We start from the raw sequence: 18,792 nt of genomic DNA, 5'->3' as shown, positions 1-18,792 counted from the left end.
CGTCTGAAGCACTTCCTGGCGCAGGAAGTACCAAGCAATCCCCGTGCCAACTTTTAGTTGTTGATTTACAAGGGTTTTTTTGCGCCGGAAAGTGTCCGGTGGGCGGACACCTGTCCATTCGATGCGCCGCGGACACTGTCCGGACGTTCCTGGCGGGCGCATGTGACGGGTCAGGCAGGGCAGATCGGCACCGCGGATGGGGCACAGGGGCAAACACCCCCAGTGACTGCTGGCCGATTCCTGCCGCTGCGTGCGCAGGCTAGGATCGGGGTTCACCTATGTGACCAAGGATCCGGATATGTCTCTCGCCCTTCGCCCGCGCGCTGCACTGCTGGCCGTCGCCCTCAGCACCGCCCTGGGCACGCTTGTGCCTTCCCATGCGCTGGCGGCCAAGCCGGCCGCACCGGCGAAGGTCGATATCCCGTATGAGCAGTTCACCCTGCCCAACGGCCTGCGCGTGATCGTGCATACCGATCGCAAGGCGCCGATCGTCGCGGTCAATGTCTGGTACCACGTGGGCAGCAAGGACGAGCCGGCTGGCCGTACCGGCTTCGCGCACCTGTTTGAACACCTGATGTTCCAGGGCAGCGAAAACCACGACGGCGAATTCTTCGAGCCGTTCAAGCAGGTCGGTGCCACCAACCAGAACGGCACCACCAATACCGACCGCACCAACTACTTCGAGAACGTGCCCACCACCGCGCTGGACATGGCGCTGTGGATGGAATCGGACCGCATGGGCCATCTGGTCGGTGCGATCGACCAGGCGGCGCTGGACGAGCAGCGTGGCGTGGTGCAGAACGAGAAGCGCCAGGGCGAGAACCAGCCCTACGGCCAGGCCTGGGACCAGCTCAACAAGGCGCTGTACCCGGTTGGCCACCCGTACCACCACGGCGTGATCGGTTCGATGAACGATCTGAACGCGGCGTCGCTGGATGACGTGAAGACCTGGTTCCGCACCTGGTACGGCCCGAACAACGCGGTGCTGGTGCTGGCCGGCGACATCGACCTGGCCACCGCCAAGGAAAAGGTCGGCAAGTACTTCGGCGCCATCCCGGCCGGCCCGACCATGGCGCAGCCGGCCGTGAACGTGGCCAAGCGCAGCGCCGACACGCGCGAGACGATGACGGACAAGGTGCCGCAGGCGCGCATCTACCGCGCCTGGAACGTGCCGCAGGTCGGCACCACCGATGTCGATCAGCTGCAACTGTTCGCGCAGGTCCTGGGCGGTGCCAAGTCCTCGCGCCTGAGCCAGCGCCTGCAGCACCAGGACAAGCTGGTGGACAGCATCGCGTCGGGCCTGTCGACGTCGCAGCTGGGTTCGAACTTCGTGATCATGGCGACGGTCAAGCAGGGCCAGGACCCGGCCAAGGTCGAGAAGATCATCGACGAGGAACTGGACCGCCTGATCAAGCAGGGTCCGACCGCGGCCGAGCTGGAGCGCGCCAAGACCAGTGCCCGCGCCGGTTTCATCCGCGGCATCGAGCGCATTGGTGGCTTCGGCGGCAAGGCCGATGCACTGGCCGAGTGCGCGGTGTTCACCGGCGACCCGGGCTGCTTCCGCACCTCGCTGGCCAACATCGAGAAGGCCAGTGCTGCTGATCTGAGCCGGCTGGGCGCGCAGTGGCTGGACACGGGCAGCCACACCCTGGTGATCGCACCGGGTGAGCGCGTGGCGCTGAAGGAAGACCCGAGCCAGGCGCCGAAGCCGTTCAACGTGCCGGCGGTGGACCCCAAGTACAGCACCCTGCCCGAGCAGGTCGACCGCAAGGCCGGCGTGCCGCAGACCCGCGAGTTCCCGCAGTTGAAGTTCCCGGCGCTGCAGCGCGCCACGCTGAAGAACGGCACCCAGGTGATCCTGGCCGAGCGCCACGAGATTCCGGTGGTGCAGTTCAGCTACCAGTTCCCGGGCGGCTTCAGCGCCGACCAGGGCCGCAAGCCGGGCACCGCCAACTTCACCATGAGCCTGATGACCGAAGGCGCCGGCAAGCTCGGCTCGCTGGCCTTCGCCGATGCCGCCGACGCACTGGGTGCCAGCCTGGATGCCTCGGCCGGCCTGGATTCGATGAGCGTGGACCTGTCGGCGCTGAAGGAAAATCTGGCACCGTCGCTGGCGCTGTACCGCGACCTGCTGCGTGAGCCGCGCTTCGAGCAGGGCGAGATCGACCGGGTCAAGGCGAGCTGGATCGCCGGCATCCAGCAGGAGAAGGTCAACCCGGGTGCGGTGGCGATGCGCGTGCTGCCGCCGCTGCTGTACGGCAAGGGCCACCCGTATGCCATTCCGTTCACCGGCAGCGGTGACGAAGCGGCGATCAATGGCCTGACCCGCGAAGACCTGGTCGACTTCCACCACGACTGGCTGCGCCCGCAGAACGGCACCCTGATCGTGGTCGGTGACACCACCCTGGCCGAGATCGTGCCGCTGCTGGACAAGCAGCTGGGCGACTGGAAGGCCAGTGGCGACGCCCCGCAGGTGAAGGCGGCCACCGACGTGGCGCTGCCGAAGGGCCCGCGCGTGTTCCTGATCGACCAGCCGGGCGCGGTGCAGGCCAACCTGTTCGCCGGCCAGGTGGTGGCGCCTTCGAACGCTGCCAGCTCGACCCGCTTCGACATCGCCAACGGCGTCATCGGCGGTGACTTCACCTCGCGCCTGAACATGAACCTGCGTGAAGACAAGCACTGGTCGTACGGTGCACGCAGCAGCGCGGTCAACTCGGTGGGCCAGCGTCCGTGGATGGCCAGCGCGCCGGTGCAGATCGACAAGACCGGTCCGGCGATGGCGGAAATGCGCAAGGAAATCGCCGCGTTCGCCGATGGCAGCAAGCCGGCCACCGCCGACGAGGTGAACCGCATCCGCAACATCCAGACGCTGAGCCTGCCCGGTGCCTACGAGACCGCCAGCGCGGTGGCGTCGACCATCGGTTCGATCGTGCAGTTCAAGCGCCCGGACGACTACGTGCTGCGCCGCAAGGCCGAGATCGAGGCGATGACCCCGGCGCAGGTGCAGCAGGCCGCTGCCGAGATCAAGCCGCAGGCCCTGACCTGGGTGGTGGTGGGTGACCTCAAGCAGACCGAAGCGGCCGTGCGTGCGCTGAACCTGGGCGAGGTGACGGTGATCGATGCCGAAGGCAACCCGGTCAAGAAATAAGGGATGTGCCTGCCCGCCACGGCGGGCAGGTCTCCCGTGGTAGCGCCGGGCCATGCCCGGCGGCTTTCCGGCGGCCAGCCATGCCGCGCTGCGCGCTCGCCGGGCATGGCCCGGCGCTACCGGGGGATCCGAACCCACCCCCGGCTACCCCCGATTCAGGCTGTTCAGGCAGAATCCCCCCATACCCTTCCAGGATCTGCCCATGCGCGTTCTGCTGCTTTCCTCCCTGCTGCTCACCGTCACCGCCTGTACCTGGGTGCCGATCGAACCGGCCGGCAAGGCGACCCGCGTGCTGCCGGCAGGCCCGGTTCCCGCCGGCTGCATCGCCAAGGGCGAGGTGGTGGTCACCGTGAAGAGCAAGGTCGGCTTCTACAACCGCAACCCGCTGCGGGTGCAGGAAGAGCTGGAAACCCTGGCCCGCAACGAGGCCCCGAGCGCCGGCGCCAATGCCGTGCAGGCCGCTGCGGCCCCGGCCGATGGCAGCCAGCGCTTCGCCGCCTTCCAGTGCCCGCCGCGCTGAACGCTTCACCATACGGGCAAGGCTGAATTCGTAAAGATGCGGTGAAAGCCCGGGGGTTATAGAATAGCGCCCCCTTTTGCCTGAGCCTTGGCGCTAACCTCGATGCTCTTCAAGAATGTCTCGATCGCCGGCCTGGCACACGTCGACGCGCCGCATACGCTGACGACCAAGGAAATCAACGAACGCCTGCAGCCGACGTTGGATCGCCTCGGTATCCGCACCGACGTGCTCGGCGATATCGCCGGCATCCATGCCCGCCGCCTGTGGGACAACGGCGTGCTGGCGTCGGACGCCGCCACCATGGCCGGCCGCAAGGCACTGGAAGACGCGGGCATCACCGCGACCCAGGTCGGCCTGCTGGTCAACACCTCGGTCAGCCGTGACTACCTGGAGCCGTCCACGGCCTCCATCGTGTCCGGCAACCTCGGCGTCAGCGACGAATGCATGACCTTCGACGTCGCCAATGCCTGCCTGGCCTTCATCAACGGCATGGATATCGCGGCGCGCATGATCGAGCGCGGTGATATCGACTACGCGCTGGTGGTGGATGGCGAGACCGCCAACCTGGTGTACGAGAAGACCCTGGAGCGCATGACTGCCCCGGACGTCACCGCTGACGATTTCCGCAACGAGCTGGCGGCGCTGACCACCGGTTCGGGTGCTGCGGCCATGGTGATGGCGCGCTCGGAACTGGTGCCGGACGCCCCGCGCTACAAGGGCGGCGTGACCCGCTCGGCCACCGAGTGGAACCAGCTGTGCCTGGGCAACCTGGACCGCATGGTCACCGATACCCGCCTGCTGCTGATCGAAGGCATCAAGCTGGCGCAGAAGACCTTCAGCGCCGCCAAGATCGCACTCGGCTGGGCCGTGGAAGAGCTGGACCAGTTCGTGATCCACCAGGTCAGCCAGCCGCACACTGCCGCGTTCATCAAGAACTTCGGCATCGACCCGAAGAAGGTCATGACCATCTTCGGCGAGCACGGCAACATCGGCCCGGCCTCGGTGCCGATCGTGCTGAGCAAGCTCAAGCAGCTGGGCAAGCTGAAGAAGGGCGATCGCATCGCGCTTCTGGGCATTGGTTCCGGCCTGAACTGTTCGATGGCTGAAGTGGTCTGGTAAGCAGCCCGCTGCCCGACCTCCTGTAGAGCCGAGCCATGCTCGGCTCACGCGCGCAGCGCGGCTCTTCCGCAGCGGACCGGAGAGCAGCCGAGCATCGGCTCGGCTCTACACCGCGCCGCGATTCTCCTTAGGTGCTCCGCATGCGCGATCTCCCCGGTTACCCCGCCCACCCGCAGCGCTTCGAAGTGCGCCCTGGCCTGTCGATGAACTATCTCGACGAAGGCCCGCGCGACGGCGAGGTGGTGGTGATGGTGCACGGCAACCCGTCGTGGAGCTATTACTGGCGCACGCTGGTGGCTGGCCTGTCGGACACGTACCGCTGCATCGTGCCGGACCACATCGGCATGGGCCTGTCGGACAAGCCGGACGACAGCCGCTACGACTACACGCTGCAGTCGCGCGTGGACGACCTCGATGCGCTGCTGAAGCACCTGGGCATTACCGGCCCGGTGACCCTGGCCGTGCACGACTGGGGCGGCATGATCGGCTTCGGCTGGGCGCTGTCGCACCACGACCAGGTGAAGCGCCTGGTGGTGCTCAACACCGCCGCCTTCCCGATGCCGGCCGCGAAGAAGATGCCGTGGCAGATCGCGCTGGGCCGCCACTGGAAGATCGGCGAGTGGATCATCCGCAGCTTCAACGCATTCTCGTCCGGCGCCTCGTGGCTGGGCGTGGAGCGGAAGATGCCGGCCGACGTGCGCCGCGCCTACGTGTCGCCGTACAACAGCTACGCCAACCGCATCAGCACCATCCGCTTCATGCAGGACATCCCGCTGTCGCCGGCCGACAGGGCGTGGTCGCTGCTGGAGCGTGCCGGCAAGGCGCTGCCGTCGTTCGCCGACCGCCCCGCCTTCCTCGGCTGGGGCCTGCGCGACTTCGTGTTCGACCACCACTTCCTGAAGGGTTTCCAGGCCGCGCTGCCGAAGGCCCAGGTGCATGCCTTCGAGGATGCCGGGCATTACGTGCTGGAAGACAAGCACGAGGTGCTGGTGCCGGAGATCCGGGCGTTCCTGGACAAGAACCCGATCTGAGAAGTGTGCCGACCAACGGTCGGCACCCACACGTGGAAGGTATGGGTGGGGGCCGACCGTTGGTCGGCACACCGGATTATGCGGCGACCGGCGCCTGCGGCGGCGAAGACGGGCTGTTGCCGTTGTCGTCCGGATGATCGTCATCATTGTCGGCGTCATCGCGCCAACGCCAGTCGGCCAGCGTCAGTGGATCCAGGCCATAGGCGATGCGCGCCTTGTCGCACTGCGGGCTGGCTTTGCCGTACTCCCACGATGCATCCACCTCACGGCACACGCTGGGCCGGTTGGGGTGGATGGTGCAGCGTGAATACACGCCGATCTGAGCATCCAGCGCCACGCAGCGCACTGGCTTGGAATGGGTGCCACGCATGCACAGGCGATGCGGGTCCAGCACTTCGGTGAGCTGGTGTGGCACGCCGCCGGGGGTGACCTCGTCTGATTCCATCCAGTGGAAGGCCACGCGGTATTGGGTGCAGCAGGCGCCGCAGGTCATGCAGGGATGTTGCATGGGCAAGCCGCCTCGGGCGGCAGTCGGAATCAGGAACGAGGGTGCGGATTTTCCACGAAGTGGGGCGCCGCGCAAGAAATTCCGTAAGCGGCGACAATGAACGGATGAACCGACCCTGCAATATTGCGGCCCGTTTGCCTGAACTGGCGCGTGAACGCCCCGACCAGATTGCTATCCGCTGCCCCGGCCGCCGGGGCGCCGGCAACGGCATGGCCGCCTACGACGTCACCCTGGATTACCGCCAGCTGGACGCCCGCAGCGACGCCATGGCCGCCGGCCTGGCCGGCTACGGGATCGGCCGAGGGGTGCGCACGGTGGTGATGGTGCGGCCCTCGCCGGAGTTTTTCCTGTTGATGTTCGCCCTGTTCAAGCTGGGCGCGGTGCCAGTGCTGGTCGATCCGGGCATCGACAAGCGCGCGCTGAAACAGTGTCTGGACGAGGCGCAGCCGGAAGCCTTCATCGGCATACCGCTGGCCCATGTGGCGCGGCTGGTGCTGCGCTGGGCGCCGTCGGCGGCGCGCCTGGTGACCGTCGGCCGCCGCCTCGGCTGGGGCGGAACCACCCTGGCCGCGCTGGAGCGCGCCGGCGCCAACGGTGGGCCGATGCTGGCCGCCACCGATGGCGAGGACATGGCGGCGATCCTGTTCACCAGCGGCTCCACCGGCGTGCCCAAGGGCGTGGTCTACCGCCATCGCCACTTCGTCGGGCAGATCCAGCTGCTGGGCAGCGCCTTCGGCATGGAAGCGGGCGGGGTGGACCTGCCGACCTTCCCACCGTTCGCGCTGTTCGATCCGGCGCTGGGCCTGACCTCGGTGATCCCGGACATGGACCCGACCCGGCCGGCGCAGGCCGACCCGGCGCGCCTGCACGACGCCATCCAGCGTTTCGGCGTGACCCAGCTGTTCGGCTCGCCGGCGCTGATGCGGGTGCTGGCGAAGCATGGCCGGCCGCTGCCGACGGTGACCCGGGTGACCTCGGCCGGTGCGCCGGTGCCGCCGGACGTGGTCGCCACCATCCGCAGCCTGCTGCCGGCCGATGCGCAGTTCTGGACGCCGTATGGCGCCACCGAGTGCCTGCCGGTGGCGGTGGTCGAGGGCCGCGAGCTGGAGCGCACCCGTGCTGCTACCGAAGCAGGTGCCGGTACCTGCGTGGGCAGCGTGGTTGAGCCGAACGAGGTGCGCATCATCGCCATCGATGACGCGCCGCTGCCGGACTGGTCGCAGGCACGCGTGCTGGCCACCGGCGAGGTCGGCGAGATCACCGTAGCCGGGCCGACCGCCACCGACAGTTATTTCAACCGCCCGCAGGCCACGGCGGCGGCAAAGATCCACGAGACGCTGGCCGATGGCAGCACGCGCGTGGTCCATCGCATGGGCGACGTCGGTTACTTCGATGCGCAGGGCCGACTGTGGTTCTGCGGGCGCAAGACGCAGCGCGTGGAGACCACGCGCGGACCGCTGTACACCGAACAGGTCGAGCCGGTGTTCAACACCGTGGCCGGGGTGGCGCGCACGGCGCTGGTCGGTGTCGGCGCCCCGGGTGCACAGGTGCCGGTGCTGTGCGTGGAACTGCAGCGTGGCCAGGCAGACAGCCCGGCGCTGCAGGAAGCGCTGCGTGCGCATGCCGCAGCGCGCACGCCTGAGGCCGGCCTGCAGCACTTCCTGGTGCATCCGGCGTTCCCCGTCGATATCCGTCACAACGCCAAGATCGGCCGCGAGAAGCTCGCCGTCTGGGCCAGCGCCGAACTGGAGAAGCGCGCATGAAGATCCTGGTCACCGGTGGTGGTGGTTTCCTTGGCCAGGCGCTGTGCCGCGGGCTGGTCGAACGTGGCCACCAGGTACTGGCGTTCAACCGCAGTCACTACCCGGAGCTGCAGGCGATGGGTGTGGGCCAGATCCGTGGAGATCTCGCCGACGCGCAAGCGGTGCTGCACGCGGTGGCCGGCGTCGATGCGGTGTTCCACAACGGTGCCAAGGCCGGCGCCTGGGGCAGCTATGACAGCTACCACCAGGCCAACGTGGTCGGCACCGACAATGTGATCGCCGCCTGCCGTGTGCATGGCATCAGCCAGCTGGTCTACACCTCCACGCCCAGCGTGACGCACCGTGCCACCCATCCGGTGGAAGGCCTGGGCGCCGATGAAGTGCCTTACGGCGAAGATTTCCAGGCACCGTATGCGGCGACCAAGGCGATTGCCGAACAGCGCGTGCTGGCGGCCAACGACGCCTCGCTGGCGACGGTGGCGCTGCGCCCGCGCCTGATATGGGGCCCGGGCGATCAGCAGCTGGTGCCGCGTCTGGCCGAACGTGCACGGCAGGGCCGCCTGCGTCTGGTGGGCGATGGCAACAACAAGGTGGATACCACCTACATCGACAACGCCGCGCTCGCACACTTTCTCGCTTTCGAGGCATTGGCGCCGGGGGCCGCGTGTGCGGGCAAGGCCTACTTCATTTCCAACGGCGAACCGCTGCCGATGCGCGAGCTGGTCAACAAGCTGCTGGCCGCCGTTGGTGCGCCGACGGTGGACAAGGCGATCAGCTTCAAGGCCGCTTACCGCATCGGTGCGCTCTGCGAGCGCCTGTGGCCGCTGCTGCGCCTGCGCGGCGAGCCGCCATTGACCCGCTTCCTGGCCGAGCAGCTGTGCACGCCGCACTGGTACAGCATGGAGCCGGCACGCCGTGACTTCGGCTACGTGCCGCAGGTCAGCGTCGAAGAAGGGCTGCGCAGGCTGAAGGCTTCATCTGCTGCATAGATCGCCGTCACTGGCTGCACACCGCCAGATCGGGAGGATGGACCCACGCCATCCAACGGCCCGGACATCTGCGAGGAGCGCCATGCTGCATTACGCCGTCATCTTTTTCGTCATCGCCATCATCGCCGCCGTGCTCGGCTTCTCCGGCATTGCCGGCGCTGCCAGCAACATTGCCTGGATCCTGTTCGTTGTGTTCCTGGTACTGGCAGTGATCTCGATGTTCCGCAAGCGCGGGTAGAAGACCGCAGGGTAGTGCCGGCCTCTGGCCGGCACGCCCTCTTTGTAGCGTCTAGCATGGCTCGACGCTACACACAGCGCCGCTACACGGCGCTGTGCAATCCGCGATCGGCTTCATGGCGCTCCAGCGCCAGTTCGATCAGCCGCGTGATCAGCGTCGTGTAGTCCACACCGCTGGCGCCCCACAGCTTCGGGTACATGCTGATGCGGGTGAAGCCCGGCAGTGTGTTGACCTCGTTGATGACGATCTCACCGTCTGTGGTGAGGAACACATCCACGCGCGCCATGCCCGCACACTCCAGCGCCTGGTAGGCCCGCAGCGCGGTCTGCTGGATGCGCGCCTGGGTTGCAGCATCGATATCCGCCGGCACCACCACCTCGGCGCCGTCGGCGTTGATGTACTTGGTGTCGTAGGCGTAGAACTCGTCGTGCACCACCACTTCCCCACACAGGCTGGCCTGAGGATGTTCGTTGCCCAGCACCGCGCACTCGATCTCGCGGCCGACCACCGCCGATTCCACCAGCACCTTGTGGTCGTAGCGCAGCGCCAATGCCAGCGCCTCGGCGAAGCCCGCTGCATCCTTGACCTTGCTCACCCCCACCGACGAACCCTGGTTGGCCGGCTTCACGAACAACGGCAGGCCGAGCTGCGCGATCACCGCGTCGACATCGACTGCCGCCGCCTGATGGCGACGGATGCACAGCCACGGTGCCACCTGCAGCCCGGCGTCGCGCAGCAGGCGCTTGGTCACGTCCTTGTCCATCGCCACCGCCGAGCCCAGTACCGGTGAACCGACGAAGGGCAGGTTGGCCATGCGCAGCAGCCCCTGCAGCGCACCGTCCTCGCCCAGCGGCCCGTGCACGATCGGCAGCACCACATCGATCTGGCCGAGCGCGCTGGCCGCATCGGACGGCTGCAGCTGCGCCTGCTCGGCGCCCGGGCGCACCGCCAGCGACGTACCGGACCGATGCAGGGCGATGCGCGACGGATCATCGGCATTGATCAGGAAGGTATCCGGCTGGCTCAGATGCCACTGGCCCTGCTTGTCGATACCGACCAGCACCGGCTCGAAGCGCTCGCGATCGAGCGCATCGAGGATGTTCTTCGCCGACTGCAGCGAAACTTCGTGCTCGGAAGACTTGCCACCGAAGATGATGCCGACCCGGGTCCGTGCCATGGCGAATGCGATGTCCTGTGCGTTGCGTGGCCCCATAGCATGAACCTTCATCGGCCCTCCGCGTGAGGCACAGATGAACCAGAAATCCATCCACGCATGGCGTGGATCTACCGTGTCGACCAAGGTCGACACCCACCACAGCAACACAGAAAGCCGCCCTGACAGCAGCGGGAAACTGTCGAAGGCGGGGTGGGTCCGGTTGTGGGGGTGTCCGCGGCATGGATGCCGCGGCCAAGCCCCCACGGACGGGTTTACGGCGTCCCCCGCAACCGGACCCATCCCGCCAACCCACGGAATGCCCGCTGTTGCTGTTGCTTCGGCTATTGCGGTTGCCGTTGCCGTTGCCTCTGCGGGTGCCGGGCGGCAGCCCGGCCCAAGCCCCCCACCCACGCAGGTAGAATGCACACATGGCTCTCTCCCTGCTCAAGTCCCTCAAGCCGGTCGCCGGCCGCGCCCTGCAGATCGCCCTGAACCGCGCGCTGGCGCTGGATCCCGATACCCGCCATGCGCTGACCAGCCTGGATGGCCGGCATATCGATCTGACCCTGGAAGCGCCGTCGCTGGCCATGCGCATCAGCGTCGACGGCGACCAGCTGCGGGTCGGCCCGGTGGATGCGCAGGAAGCCGACCTGGCCGTGCGCAGCAGCCTGGCCGGCGTGCTCGCGCAGCTGCCGCTGCTGGCCAACGCACGGCGCGGTGACAACAACGGCAAGGGCCGCGTGCGCGTGGCCGGCGACGCCGAACTGGCACGCCGCCTGCAGCAGCTCGCCAAGGGCTTCGACCCGGACTGGCAGCAGCCCTTCGTCAGCGTGTTCGGCGAGGTACTGGGCGTGCAGGTCGCCAACACTCTGCGCAGCGCCCTGCAGCACGCACGCCAGGGCGCGGTCGACCTGGCCCACAGCGCCGCAGAATTCATCACCGAGGAATCGCGCGATGTAGTGCCGCGCGCTGAACTGGATGCCTTCCACGATGATGTGGACGTGCTGCGCGACGACGTGGAGCGCCTTGGTGCACGCGTACAGCGCCTGCGGGGTGCCGCATGAAGGCCGTGCTGCGCGCCAGCCGCATCGGCCGGGTGATCCTGCGTTACCGCCTCGACGACCTGCTGCAGGGCACACCGGCCGAGCGCTGGTTGCGCCTGGCCAAGCCGTTCGTGCCGCGCGCCTCGGCCGACATCGCCGCACAGTCGCGCGGTGCGCGCCTGCGCCTGGCGCTGCAGGATCTCGGCCCGATCTTCGTCAAGTTCGGCCAGATCCTGTCCACCCGCCGCGATCTGGTGCCGCCGGATGTGGCCAATGAGCTGACCCTGCTGCAGGACCGGGTCAAGCCGTTCGATGGTGAGACCGCGCGTCGCATCGTCGAGGAAGCGCTCGGCCTGCCGGTCAGCGAGGCCTTCGCCAGTTTCGACACCGAACCGCTGGCCTCGGCCTCCATCGCACAGGTGCACGCGGCCACGCTGGCCGATGGCCGCCAGGTGGTAGTCAAGGTGCTGCGCCCGGGCATCGAGAAGCAGATCGACGCTGATATCGCCCTGCTCAATTCGCTGGCCGCCCTGGTCGAGCGCACCCATCCACGCGCCGACAAGATCCGTCCGCGCGAAGTGGTGGCCGAGGTCGAAAACACCCTGTCCGCCGAGCTGGACCTGCAGCGCGAAGGCGCCAATGCCAGCGTGCTGCGCCGCTTCTGGGAAAACAGCGACGACCTGTACGTGCCGGAAGTGATCTGGAGCCACACCGCCGAGCGCGCGCTGACCCTGGAGCGCGTGTGGGGCATTCCGTCCGACGACATCGCCGCGCTGGACAAGGCCGGCATCGACCGCAAGGCGCTGGCCGCCAAGGGCGTGCGGGTGTTCTACACCCAGGTGTTCCGCGACAACTTCTTCCATGCCGACGCGCACGCCGGCAACATCTGGGTCGACACCGATCCGTCGCGTCGCGCCAACCCGCGCTTCATCGCGCTGGACTTCGGCATCATGGGCCAGCTCTCGCAGGAAGATCAGTACTACCTGGCCGAGAACTTCATGGCCATCTTCAACCGCGACTACCGCCGCATCGCCGAACTGCATGTGCAGGCGCGCTGGATGCCGGACAACGTGCGCATCGATGACCTGGAAGCGGCCGTGCGTTCGGTGTGCGAGCCGTACTTCACCCGGCCGCTATCGCAGATCTCGCTGGCCGAAGTGCTGATGAAGCTGTTCCGCGTGGCCCAGCGTTACCAGCTGACCCTGCAGCCGCAGCTGATCCTGCTGCAGAAGACCCTGCTGAACATCGAAGGCGTCGGCCGCCAGCTGGACCCGCAGATCGACATCTGGGCGGTGGCCAAGCCGGTGCTGGCGAAGATCCTGCGCGAGCGCTACAGCCCGCGCCGGGTGGTGCGCGAGCTCGGCAAGCGCCTGCCGGAAATCATGACCCATGCGCCGGACATGCCACGCCTGGTACACGCCTGGCTGACCCAGCAGGTGGAAGGCCGCCACGAACTGTCGATGCGTTCGCGCGACCTGGCCGCACTGGATGCCAGCGTGCAGCGCCTGCAGAAGCGTGCGGTGGGCGCGATCACCGGTGTCGGCCTGCTGGCCATCGCCGCGCTGATCTATGTGGTGCAGCCGCCGGGCTGGTACTGGGGCGACCTGCCGATGTGGAGCTGGCTGTCCGGTGTGGTCGGCGTGGTGGCGCTGGCGCGCGCGTGGTGGAAGTAGGTCCCATGCTGCAGGCACTCAAGGACGAACTGGCCCGCTTCGGCGCCGACAACGATGCCCGCGAAAGCGCGCGCGGGCGCCGCATGCTCAACATCACGCCGGAGACGGGTGAATTCCTGTCCGTGCTGGTCCGCTTCGGCGCTGCGCGCCAGGTGCTGGAGATCGGCACCTCCAACGGCTATTCGACGCTGTGGCTGGCCGAGGCTGCCACAGCCATCGACGGCCACGTGACCACGCTCGAATACGCCGAGGACAAGGTGGCGATGGCGCGTGACACCTTCGCGCGCAGTGGCCTGGCCGATCGCATCACGCTGGTCCACGACGATGCGGGACCGTGGCTGGCGCTGGTCGCGGATGCCAGCGTCGACCTGCTGTTCCTCGATTCGGACCGCGGGCAATACGCCGGCTGGTGGCCGCAGTTGCGTCGCGTGCTGCGCCCGGGGGGCCTGCTGGTGGTGGACAACGCCACCTCGCATGCAGAACAGATGGAACCGCTGCGGGCGCTGCTGGAGGCTGATCCGGACTTCAGCACCAGCCTGGTGCCGGTGAGCAATGGGGAGCTGTTGGCCGTACGCAGCGCCTGACTGCTCTACAGGTAGGTGCCAACCTTGGTTGGCAGGCTGTTGCCGGTCGCGCAGAGCAGCCGAGCGTGGGCTCGGCTCTACAGAAGGCAGGCCTTTATAATCCCGCGGTGAGCACCGAACCCGAGACCCTCGCCGCGGTCGAGACCGACACCGCGCCCCTGCAGCTGCTGCACCTGGATGAACGCCTGGCCGTGGTCAACAAGCCTGCCGGGCTGATGGTCCACGACAGCAAGCTGGCCCGTGGCGAAGACGATTTCCTGGCCGACCGCCTGCGCGAGCAGCTGGGCCGCCCGATCTTCCTGGTCCACCGGCTGGATCGCGCCACCAGTGGCTGCCTGTTGCTGGCCTTCGACCGCGAGACCGCCAGTGCACTGGGCAAGGCCCTGATGGGCGGCGAGGTGCTGAAGGACTACCTGACCGTCTGCCGGGGCTGGCCGGCCGAGCTCTCCTGGCAGGTCGACCATGACCTGGATGGCGGCCCCGGCAAGCCGGTGAAGAAGCCGGCGGTCACCGACTTCCAGCGCTTGGCCACCGGCGAGCTGTCGGTGCCGGTCGGTGAGTTCACCAGCTCGCGTTATGCGTTGCTGCGCTGCCAGCCACAGACCGGGCGCTTCCGGCAGATCCGCCGGCATCTCAAGCACCTGTCGCATCACATGATCGGTGACACCAGCCACGGTGATGGCCGCCACAACCGCATCTTCCGCATGCAGGGCGTGCACCGCATGCTGCTGCACGCCGAGCGCCTGCGCTTCCCGCATCCGGACGGTGGCACGGTGGATGTGCGTGCGCCGCTGGACCGCGAGTTCCAGAAGGCGCTGGGCCTGTTCGGCTGGCAGGTGGACGACGCCTGATGCTGCTGCGGTAAGCCGAGCGTGGGCTCGGCTCTACAGCCAGCGGCTGGGCGTGGCCCGGCGCACCCCGTTATTTCTTTTCCGGCTCGTTGACGATCGCTTCCAGGTCCTTCTGCAGATCCGCGAACAGCGGCTGCATGCGCGCCTGGATGGCCACCATCACGTTCTGCATCAGCGCCGGGGTCTTGTCCAGCAGGCTCTGGCCGGCCGCGCTCTCGTAGAACTCGGCCATCGCCAGCACGTCTTCCTTGCTGAAGGTCTTCTTGTACAGGTCCACGTACATCGGCCGCAGCTGCTGCCACGACAGGGCCTGGCGCAGGGTCTGGCTGGTCCGCGCCTGGATCCGCTTCAGCTGTTCCTGCTGCTGGGCGTTGAGCTGGCGCTGTGCGGCCACCTGCTGGAACTGCTGCTGCTGCATCGCCTCGATCTGCGGCAGCATGGTGTCGATCATGCTCTGCGCCCGTGACGCGGACAGCAGGCGGTTGATGTCGCCATCGGTCGGTGGCGCGGCCAGGGCCGGAACGCTGGCCACGGCCAGCGCCAGCAGCAGGGCGGCGCGGCGCAGCAGGGACGGCAGGGCGGGTGCGGTGCGGGTCATGCGGGCTTCCTGCGGTACATGGGACGGCCAGCATACCCGCAGCCAAGGCGAAGGCGGCGTGTTCGGTACCTGATCGGCGGCATACGGTGCGCGATGCCGCACTCCGGCACGTGGCTGCCGCTACAATGCGCGGATGGGCAGTGGACCGGTCACCATCAGCGCGCAGCTTGAAATCCCCGACGGCGAGATCGTCGAGCGGTTCGTGCGTGCCAGCGGTGCCGGCGGCCAGAACGTCAACAAGGTCTCCACCGCGGTGGAACTGCGTTTCGATGTGGCCAACTCGCCCTCGTTGCCCGAACCGTTGCGCGCGCGCCTGTTGGCGCGGCGTGACCGGCGCATGACCGGCGAAGGCGTGCTGGTCATCGACGCGCAACGTTTCCGGACCCAGGATCGCAATCGCGAGGATGCGCGCGAGCGGCTGGCGGCCTTCATCCAGGCCGGGCTGAGCGTGCCCAAGCCGCGCAAGGCCACCAAGCCGACCCTCGGGTCGAAACTGCGTCGTCTGGACGCCAAACGCGGGCGCGCGCAGATCAAGCGCGGGCGCTCATCACGTGACTGGGAGTGATTGCTTGAACAACCCGACTTCGTTGCTGCCGGCCGTGCCGCCGCAGATGCCGCAGGTCAAACCCAACGCCTTCCTGCGCTGGCTGGCGCGCTGCACCCTGCGCATGGGCGGCTGGAAGGTGACCGGCACCCTGCCTGACATTCCCCGCCTGGTGTTCATCATCGCGCCGCATTCGTCCAACTGGGACGGCCTGTGGGGCATGGCGGCCAAGATCGCGCTGGGAATGAAGGTCAAGGTGCTGGGCAAGGCATCGCTGTTCTGGTGGCCGCTGGGCCCGCTGCTGCACAAGCTGGGCGTGATCCCGCTGGACCGCAGCTCGCCGCAGGGCACGGTGGGCCAGGCGGTGGACCTGCTGCGCAACAACGAGAAGATGTGGTTCGCCATCACCCCCGAGGGCACCCGCAAGGCCGTGAAGGACTGGAAGGCCGGCTTCCTGAAGATCGCCCGGATGGCCGACGTGCCGATCCTGGCCGCGTATTTCCACTACCCGGAAAAGACCATCGGCATCGGCCCGCTGTTCACGCCCAGCGGCGATGATGCCGCCGACATGGCCGCCATCCGCGAGTTCTACCGGCCGTGGATGGGCAAGACCCGCGGTACGGTCTGAGCCTGCCGCAGGCCGCCGCATAGACGCCACGTCCGGCACATGCCGGGCGAGCGCGACAGGAGTAGGGTGGAGGGCTGGTATCCCGTACCGTCTGCCCAAGGAGTGTTTTACATGTCGCGTACCGTAGTCCTGGCCGCCGCCATCAGCCTGGCGCTGGCGGCCTGTTCCGGCAAGGAGTCCACCCCCGTGTCCGATGCCCAGAAAGCCCCGGCCCAGCAGCCGGCCGAAGCCTCCACCAATCCGCTGCTGAGCGCCAGCACGTTGCCGTTCCAGGCGCCGCAGTTCGACAAGATCAAGGACAGCGACTACCTGCCGGCGTTCGAGGAAGGCATGCGCCAGCACCTGGCCGACGTGCGCAAGATCGCCGACAGCAGCGAGCCGGCCACCTTCGACAACACCATCGTGGCGATGGAGCGCAGCGGCGAGACCCTGAACCGCGTGTCGCGCATTTTCTTCGGCCTGGTCCAGGCCGATACCAACGATGCACGCCAGAAGATCCAGGAAGAAGTGGCGCCGAAGCTGGCCGCGCACCAGGACGAGATCAACCTCGATCCGAAGCTGTTCGCGCGCGTGAAGTCGCTGTACGACCAGCGTGACACGCTGGAACTGGACCCGGTGCAGAAGCGCCTGGTCGAGCATTACTACGACGGCCTAGTGCGCGCTGGCGCACAGCTGTCCGACGCCGACAAGGCGAGCCTGCGCAAGCTCAACGTGGAAGAAACCACCCTTTCCACCCAGTTCCATACCCGTCTGGTGGCCGCCACGGCCGCTGCGGCCGTCGTTGTCGACGACAAGGCCAAGCTGGCCGGCCTGGACGAGAATGCGATCAACAACGCTGCCACCGCCGCCAAGGATCGCAAGCTGGATGGCAAGTTCCTGCTGCCGTTGCAGAACACCACACAGCAGCCGGTGCTCGGCTCGCTGAGCGACCGCGACCAGCGCGCCGCCGTGCTGAAGGCTTCGGAAACCCGCGCCGAGCGCGGCGATGCCAACGACACCCGGCAGACCGTGCAGCGCCTGGCCCAGCTGCGTGCACAGAAGGCCAAGCTGCTCGGCTTCGACACCTTCGCCGACTACCAGCTGGGCGACCAGATGGCCAAGACCCCGGCTGCCGCGCTCAAGCTGCTGACCGACACCGTGCCGGCCGCCACCGCCAAGGCACGCGCCGAAGCCGGCGAGATCCAGAAGGTGATCGACGCGCAGAAGGGTGGTTTCCAGGTCGCCGCTTCGGACTGGGACTTCTACGCCGAGCAGGTGCGCAAGGCCAAGTACGATCTGGACGAATCGCAGATCAAGCCGTACTTCGAACTGGACAACGTGCTGCAGAACGGCGTCTTCTACGCCGCCACCCAGCTGTACGGCATCACCTTCAAGCCGCGTACCGACATTCCGACCTACAACCCGGACATGAAGGTGTACGAAGTGTTCGACAAGGACGGCACCTCGCTGGCGCTGTTCTACACCGACTACTTCAAGCGTGACAGCAAGTCCGGCGGCGCCTGGATGGACGTGTTCGTCGAGCAGGACGGCCTGACCGGTGCCAAGCCGGTGGTCTACAACGTCTGCAACTTCACCAAGCCGGCCGCCGGCCAGCCTGCGCTGATCAGCTTCGACGACGTCACCACCATGTTCCATGAGTTCGGCCATGCGCTGCACGGCATGTTCTCGAACGTGAAGTACCCGTCGATTGCCGGCACCGCCACCTCGCGTGATTTCGTCGAGTTCCCGTCGCAGTTCAACGAGCACTGGGCGCTGGATCCGAAGGTGTTCGCCAACTACGCCAAGCACTACAAGACCGGCGAGGCGATGCCGCAGGAACTGGTCGACAAGATCCTCAAGGCGCGCAGCTTCAACCAGGGCTACGCGACCACCGAGTACCTGTCGGCCGCGCTGCTGGACCTGGCCTGGCACACGCAGAAGGCCGACGCGCCGCTGCAGGATGTCGGCGCCTTTGAAGCCAGCGCGCTGAAGAAGTTCAAGGTCGACCTGCCGCAGGTGCCGCCGCGTTACCGTACCACCTACTTCGACCACATCTGGGGCGGTGGTTACTCGGCCGGCTACTACGCCTACTTCTGGGCCGAAGTGCTGGACCATGACGCCTACCAGTGGTTCACCGAACACGGTGGCCTGACCGCGGCCAACGGCCAGGAATTCCGCGACAAGATCCTCTCGCGCGGCAACAGTGTGGAGCTGTCGACCCTGTACCGCGATTTCCGCGGCAAGGACCCGTCGGTGGAACCGCTGCTGAAGTTCCGCGGGCTGAAATAAGAAAGCGAAAACGGCGGGGGCAACCCCGCCGTTTTTCTTTGCTCTTCTTGTAGAGCCGAGCCTACGCTCGGCTGCCTTTCGCGCCCTTGTAGAGCCGAGCCCATGCTCGGCTGGTTTCCCACGAAAGGAAG

General features: G+C 67.3%; 17 protein-coding genes. 14 read left to right on the top strand and 3 right to left on the bottom strand.

What is annotated here, in order from left to right; translation table 11 throughout:
- Window positions 1-298: 298 nt before the first annotated feature.
- The 4 genes from AC5QAH_RS17700 (at window position 299) to AC5QAH_RS17685 (ending at window position 5,818) form a co-directional block, all read left to right on the top strand.
- Window positions 299-3,148, top strand: a complete 2,850-nt coding sequence (locus AC5QAH_RS17700; protein ID WP_495232473.1) for a M16 family metallopeptidase — start codon at window positions 299-301, stop codon at window positions 3,146-3,148.
- 202 nt (window positions 3,149-3,350) lie between these two features.
- Window positions 3,351-3,668 carry a DUF4156 domain-containing protein gene (locus AC5QAH_RS17695; RefSeq protein ID WP_005407628.1) on the top strand — a complete coding sequence of 106 codons (318 nt, stop codon included), beginning with the start codon at window positions 3,351-3,353 and terminating at the stop codon, window positions 3,666-3,668.
- A gap of 102 nt (window positions 3,669-3,770) precedes the next feature.
- A complete protein-coding gene (locus tag AC5QAH_RS17690) occupies window positions 3,771-4,787 on the top strand; it encodes a 3-oxoacyl-ACP synthase III (protein ID WP_010487115.1) in 1,017 nt (338 codons plus the stop codon).
- Between the two features lie 140 nt (window positions 4,788-4,927).
- Window positions 4,928-5,818: an alpha/beta fold hydrolase gene (locus AC5QAH_RS17685; protein WP_126560691.1), complete on the top strand. Its 891-nt coding sequence runs from the start codon at window positions 4,928-4,930 to the stop codon at window positions 5,816-5,818.
- Window positions 5,819-5,894: 76 nt separating this feature from the next.
- Here the strand turns inward: AC5QAH_RS17685 and AC5QAH_RS17680 are convergent, their stop codons facing one another.
- Window positions 5,895-6,326: a YkgJ family cysteine cluster protein gene (locus AC5QAH_RS17680; protein WP_029380125.1), complete on the bottom strand. Its 432-nt coding sequence runs from the start codon at window positions 6,324-6,326 to the stop codon at window positions 5,895-5,897.
- Window positions 6,327-6,430: 104 nt separating this feature from the next.
- Between AC5QAH_RS17680 and oleC the strand changes: the two genes are divergently transcribed.
- The 3 genes from oleC to AC5QAH_RS17665 all read left to right on the top strand — a co-directional run bounded on the left by oleC (window position 6,431) and on the right by AC5QAH_RS17665 (window position 9,316).
- Window positions 6,431-8,089 (top strand): olefin beta-lactone synthetase, encoded by a 1,659-nt coding sequence (gene oleC, locus AC5QAH_RS17675; RefSeq protein WP_054170707.1) that lies wholly within the window; start codon window positions 6,431-6,433, stop codon window positions 8,087-8,089.
- On the top strand, window positions 8,086-9,078 hold the full coding sequence (oleD, locus tag AC5QAH_RS17670) for a 2-alkyl-3-oxoalkanoate reductase (protein ID WP_126560692.1): 993 nt from the start codon (window positions 8,086-8,088) through the stop codon (window positions 9,076-9,078). The genes oleC and oleD overlap by 4 nt, the downstream gene beginning before the upstream one ends.
- Before the next feature lie 82 nt (window positions 9,079-9,160).
- Complete coding sequence (locus AC5QAH_RS17665; protein WP_004153593.1) at window positions 9,161-9,316, top strand: DUF1328 domain-containing protein; 156 nt, start codon at window positions 9,161-9,163, stop codon at window positions 9,314-9,316.
- Between the two features lie 82 nt (window positions 9,317-9,398).
- Here AC5QAH_RS17665 and ddlA read toward each other — a convergent pair whose 3' ends face one another.
- Window positions 9,399-10,493, bottom strand: a complete 1,095-nt coding sequence (ddlA, locus tag AC5QAH_RS17660; RefSeq protein WP_049410088.1) for a D-alanine--D-alanine ligase — start codon at window positions 10,491-10,493, stop codon at window positions 9,399-9,401.
- Between the two features lie 407 nt (window positions 10,494-10,900).
- Between ddlA and AC5QAH_RS17655 the strand changes: the two genes are divergently transcribed.
- From AC5QAH_RS17655 to AC5QAH_RS17640, 4 genes are read left to right on the top strand one after another with little or no spacing between them, the layout of a single operon-like run.
- The gene (locus AC5QAH_RS17655; RefSeq protein ID WP_019337432.1) at window positions 10,901-11,536 is read left to right on the top strand and encodes a ubiquinone biosynthesis accessory factor UbiJ; all 636 of its coding nucleotides are present in this window, start codon (window positions 10,901-10,903) and stop codon (window positions 11,534-11,536) included.
- Window positions 11,533-13,188: a ubiquinone biosynthesis regulatory protein kinase UbiB gene (gene ubiB, locus AC5QAH_RS17650; RefSeq protein WP_126560772.1), complete on the top strand. Its 1,656-nt coding sequence runs from the start codon at window positions 11,533-11,535 to the stop codon at window positions 13,186-13,188. Before AC5QAH_RS17655 ends, ubiB begins: the two co-directional genes overlap by 4 nt.
- A 5-nt stretch (window positions 13,189-13,193) precedes the next feature.
- Window positions 13,194-13,772, top strand: a complete 579-nt coding sequence (locus AC5QAH_RS17645; protein WP_495232472.1) for an O-methyltransferase — start codon at window positions 13,194-13,196, stop codon at window positions 13,770-13,772.
- Window positions 13,769-14,623 (top strand): pseudouridine synthase, encoded by an 855-nt coding sequence (locus AC5QAH_RS17640; RefSeq protein WP_425517686.1) that lies wholly within the window; start codon window positions 13,769-13,771, stop codon window positions 14,621-14,623. Before AC5QAH_RS17645 ends, AC5QAH_RS17640 begins: the two co-directional genes overlap by 4 nt.
- Before the next feature lie 70 nt (window positions 14,624-14,693).
- On the opposite strand, the gene AC5QAH_RS17635 is transcribed toward AC5QAH_RS17640, so the two are convergent.
- Window positions 14,694-15,221, bottom strand: a complete 528-nt coding sequence (locus tag AC5QAH_RS17635) for a DUF2059 domain-containing protein (protein ID WP_010487093.1) — start codon at window positions 15,219-15,221, stop codon at window positions 14,694-14,696.
- Window positions 15,222-15,354: 133 nt separating this feature from the next.
- Between AC5QAH_RS17635 and arfB the strand changes: the two genes are divergently transcribed.
- The 3 genes from arfB (at window position 15,355) to dcp (ending at window position 18,661) form a co-directional block, all read left to right on the top strand.
- Window positions 15,355-15,786 carry an alternative ribosome rescue aminoacyl-tRNA hydrolase ArfB gene (arfB, locus tag AC5QAH_RS17630; protein WP_005420755.1) on the top strand — a complete coding sequence of 144 codons (432 nt, stop codon included), beginning with the start codon at window positions 15,355-15,357 and terminating at the stop codon, window positions 15,784-15,786.
- 46 nt (window positions 15,787-15,832) lie between these two features.
- Entirely contained in the window at window positions 15,833-16,393 is a 561-nt protein-coding gene (locus AC5QAH_RS17625) for a lysophospholipid acyltransferase family protein (protein WP_224329368.1), read from the top strand.
- A gap of 111 nt (window positions 16,394-16,504) precedes the next feature.
- A complete protein-coding gene (gene dcp / locus AC5QAH_RS17620; RefSeq protein WP_019337438.1) occupies window positions 16,505-18,661 on the top strand; it encodes a peptidyl-dipeptidase Dcp in 2,157 nt (718 codons plus the stop codon).
- The last annotated feature ends 131 nt before the right edge of the window (window positions 18,662-18,792 follow it).

It is taken from the genome of Stenotrophomonas sp. YJH_SMC_43 (genome assembly GCF_059372535.1).
The sequence above is the reverse complement of the archived record's forward strand: the minus strand, read 5'-3'. Positions and strand labels throughout refer to the sequence as shown.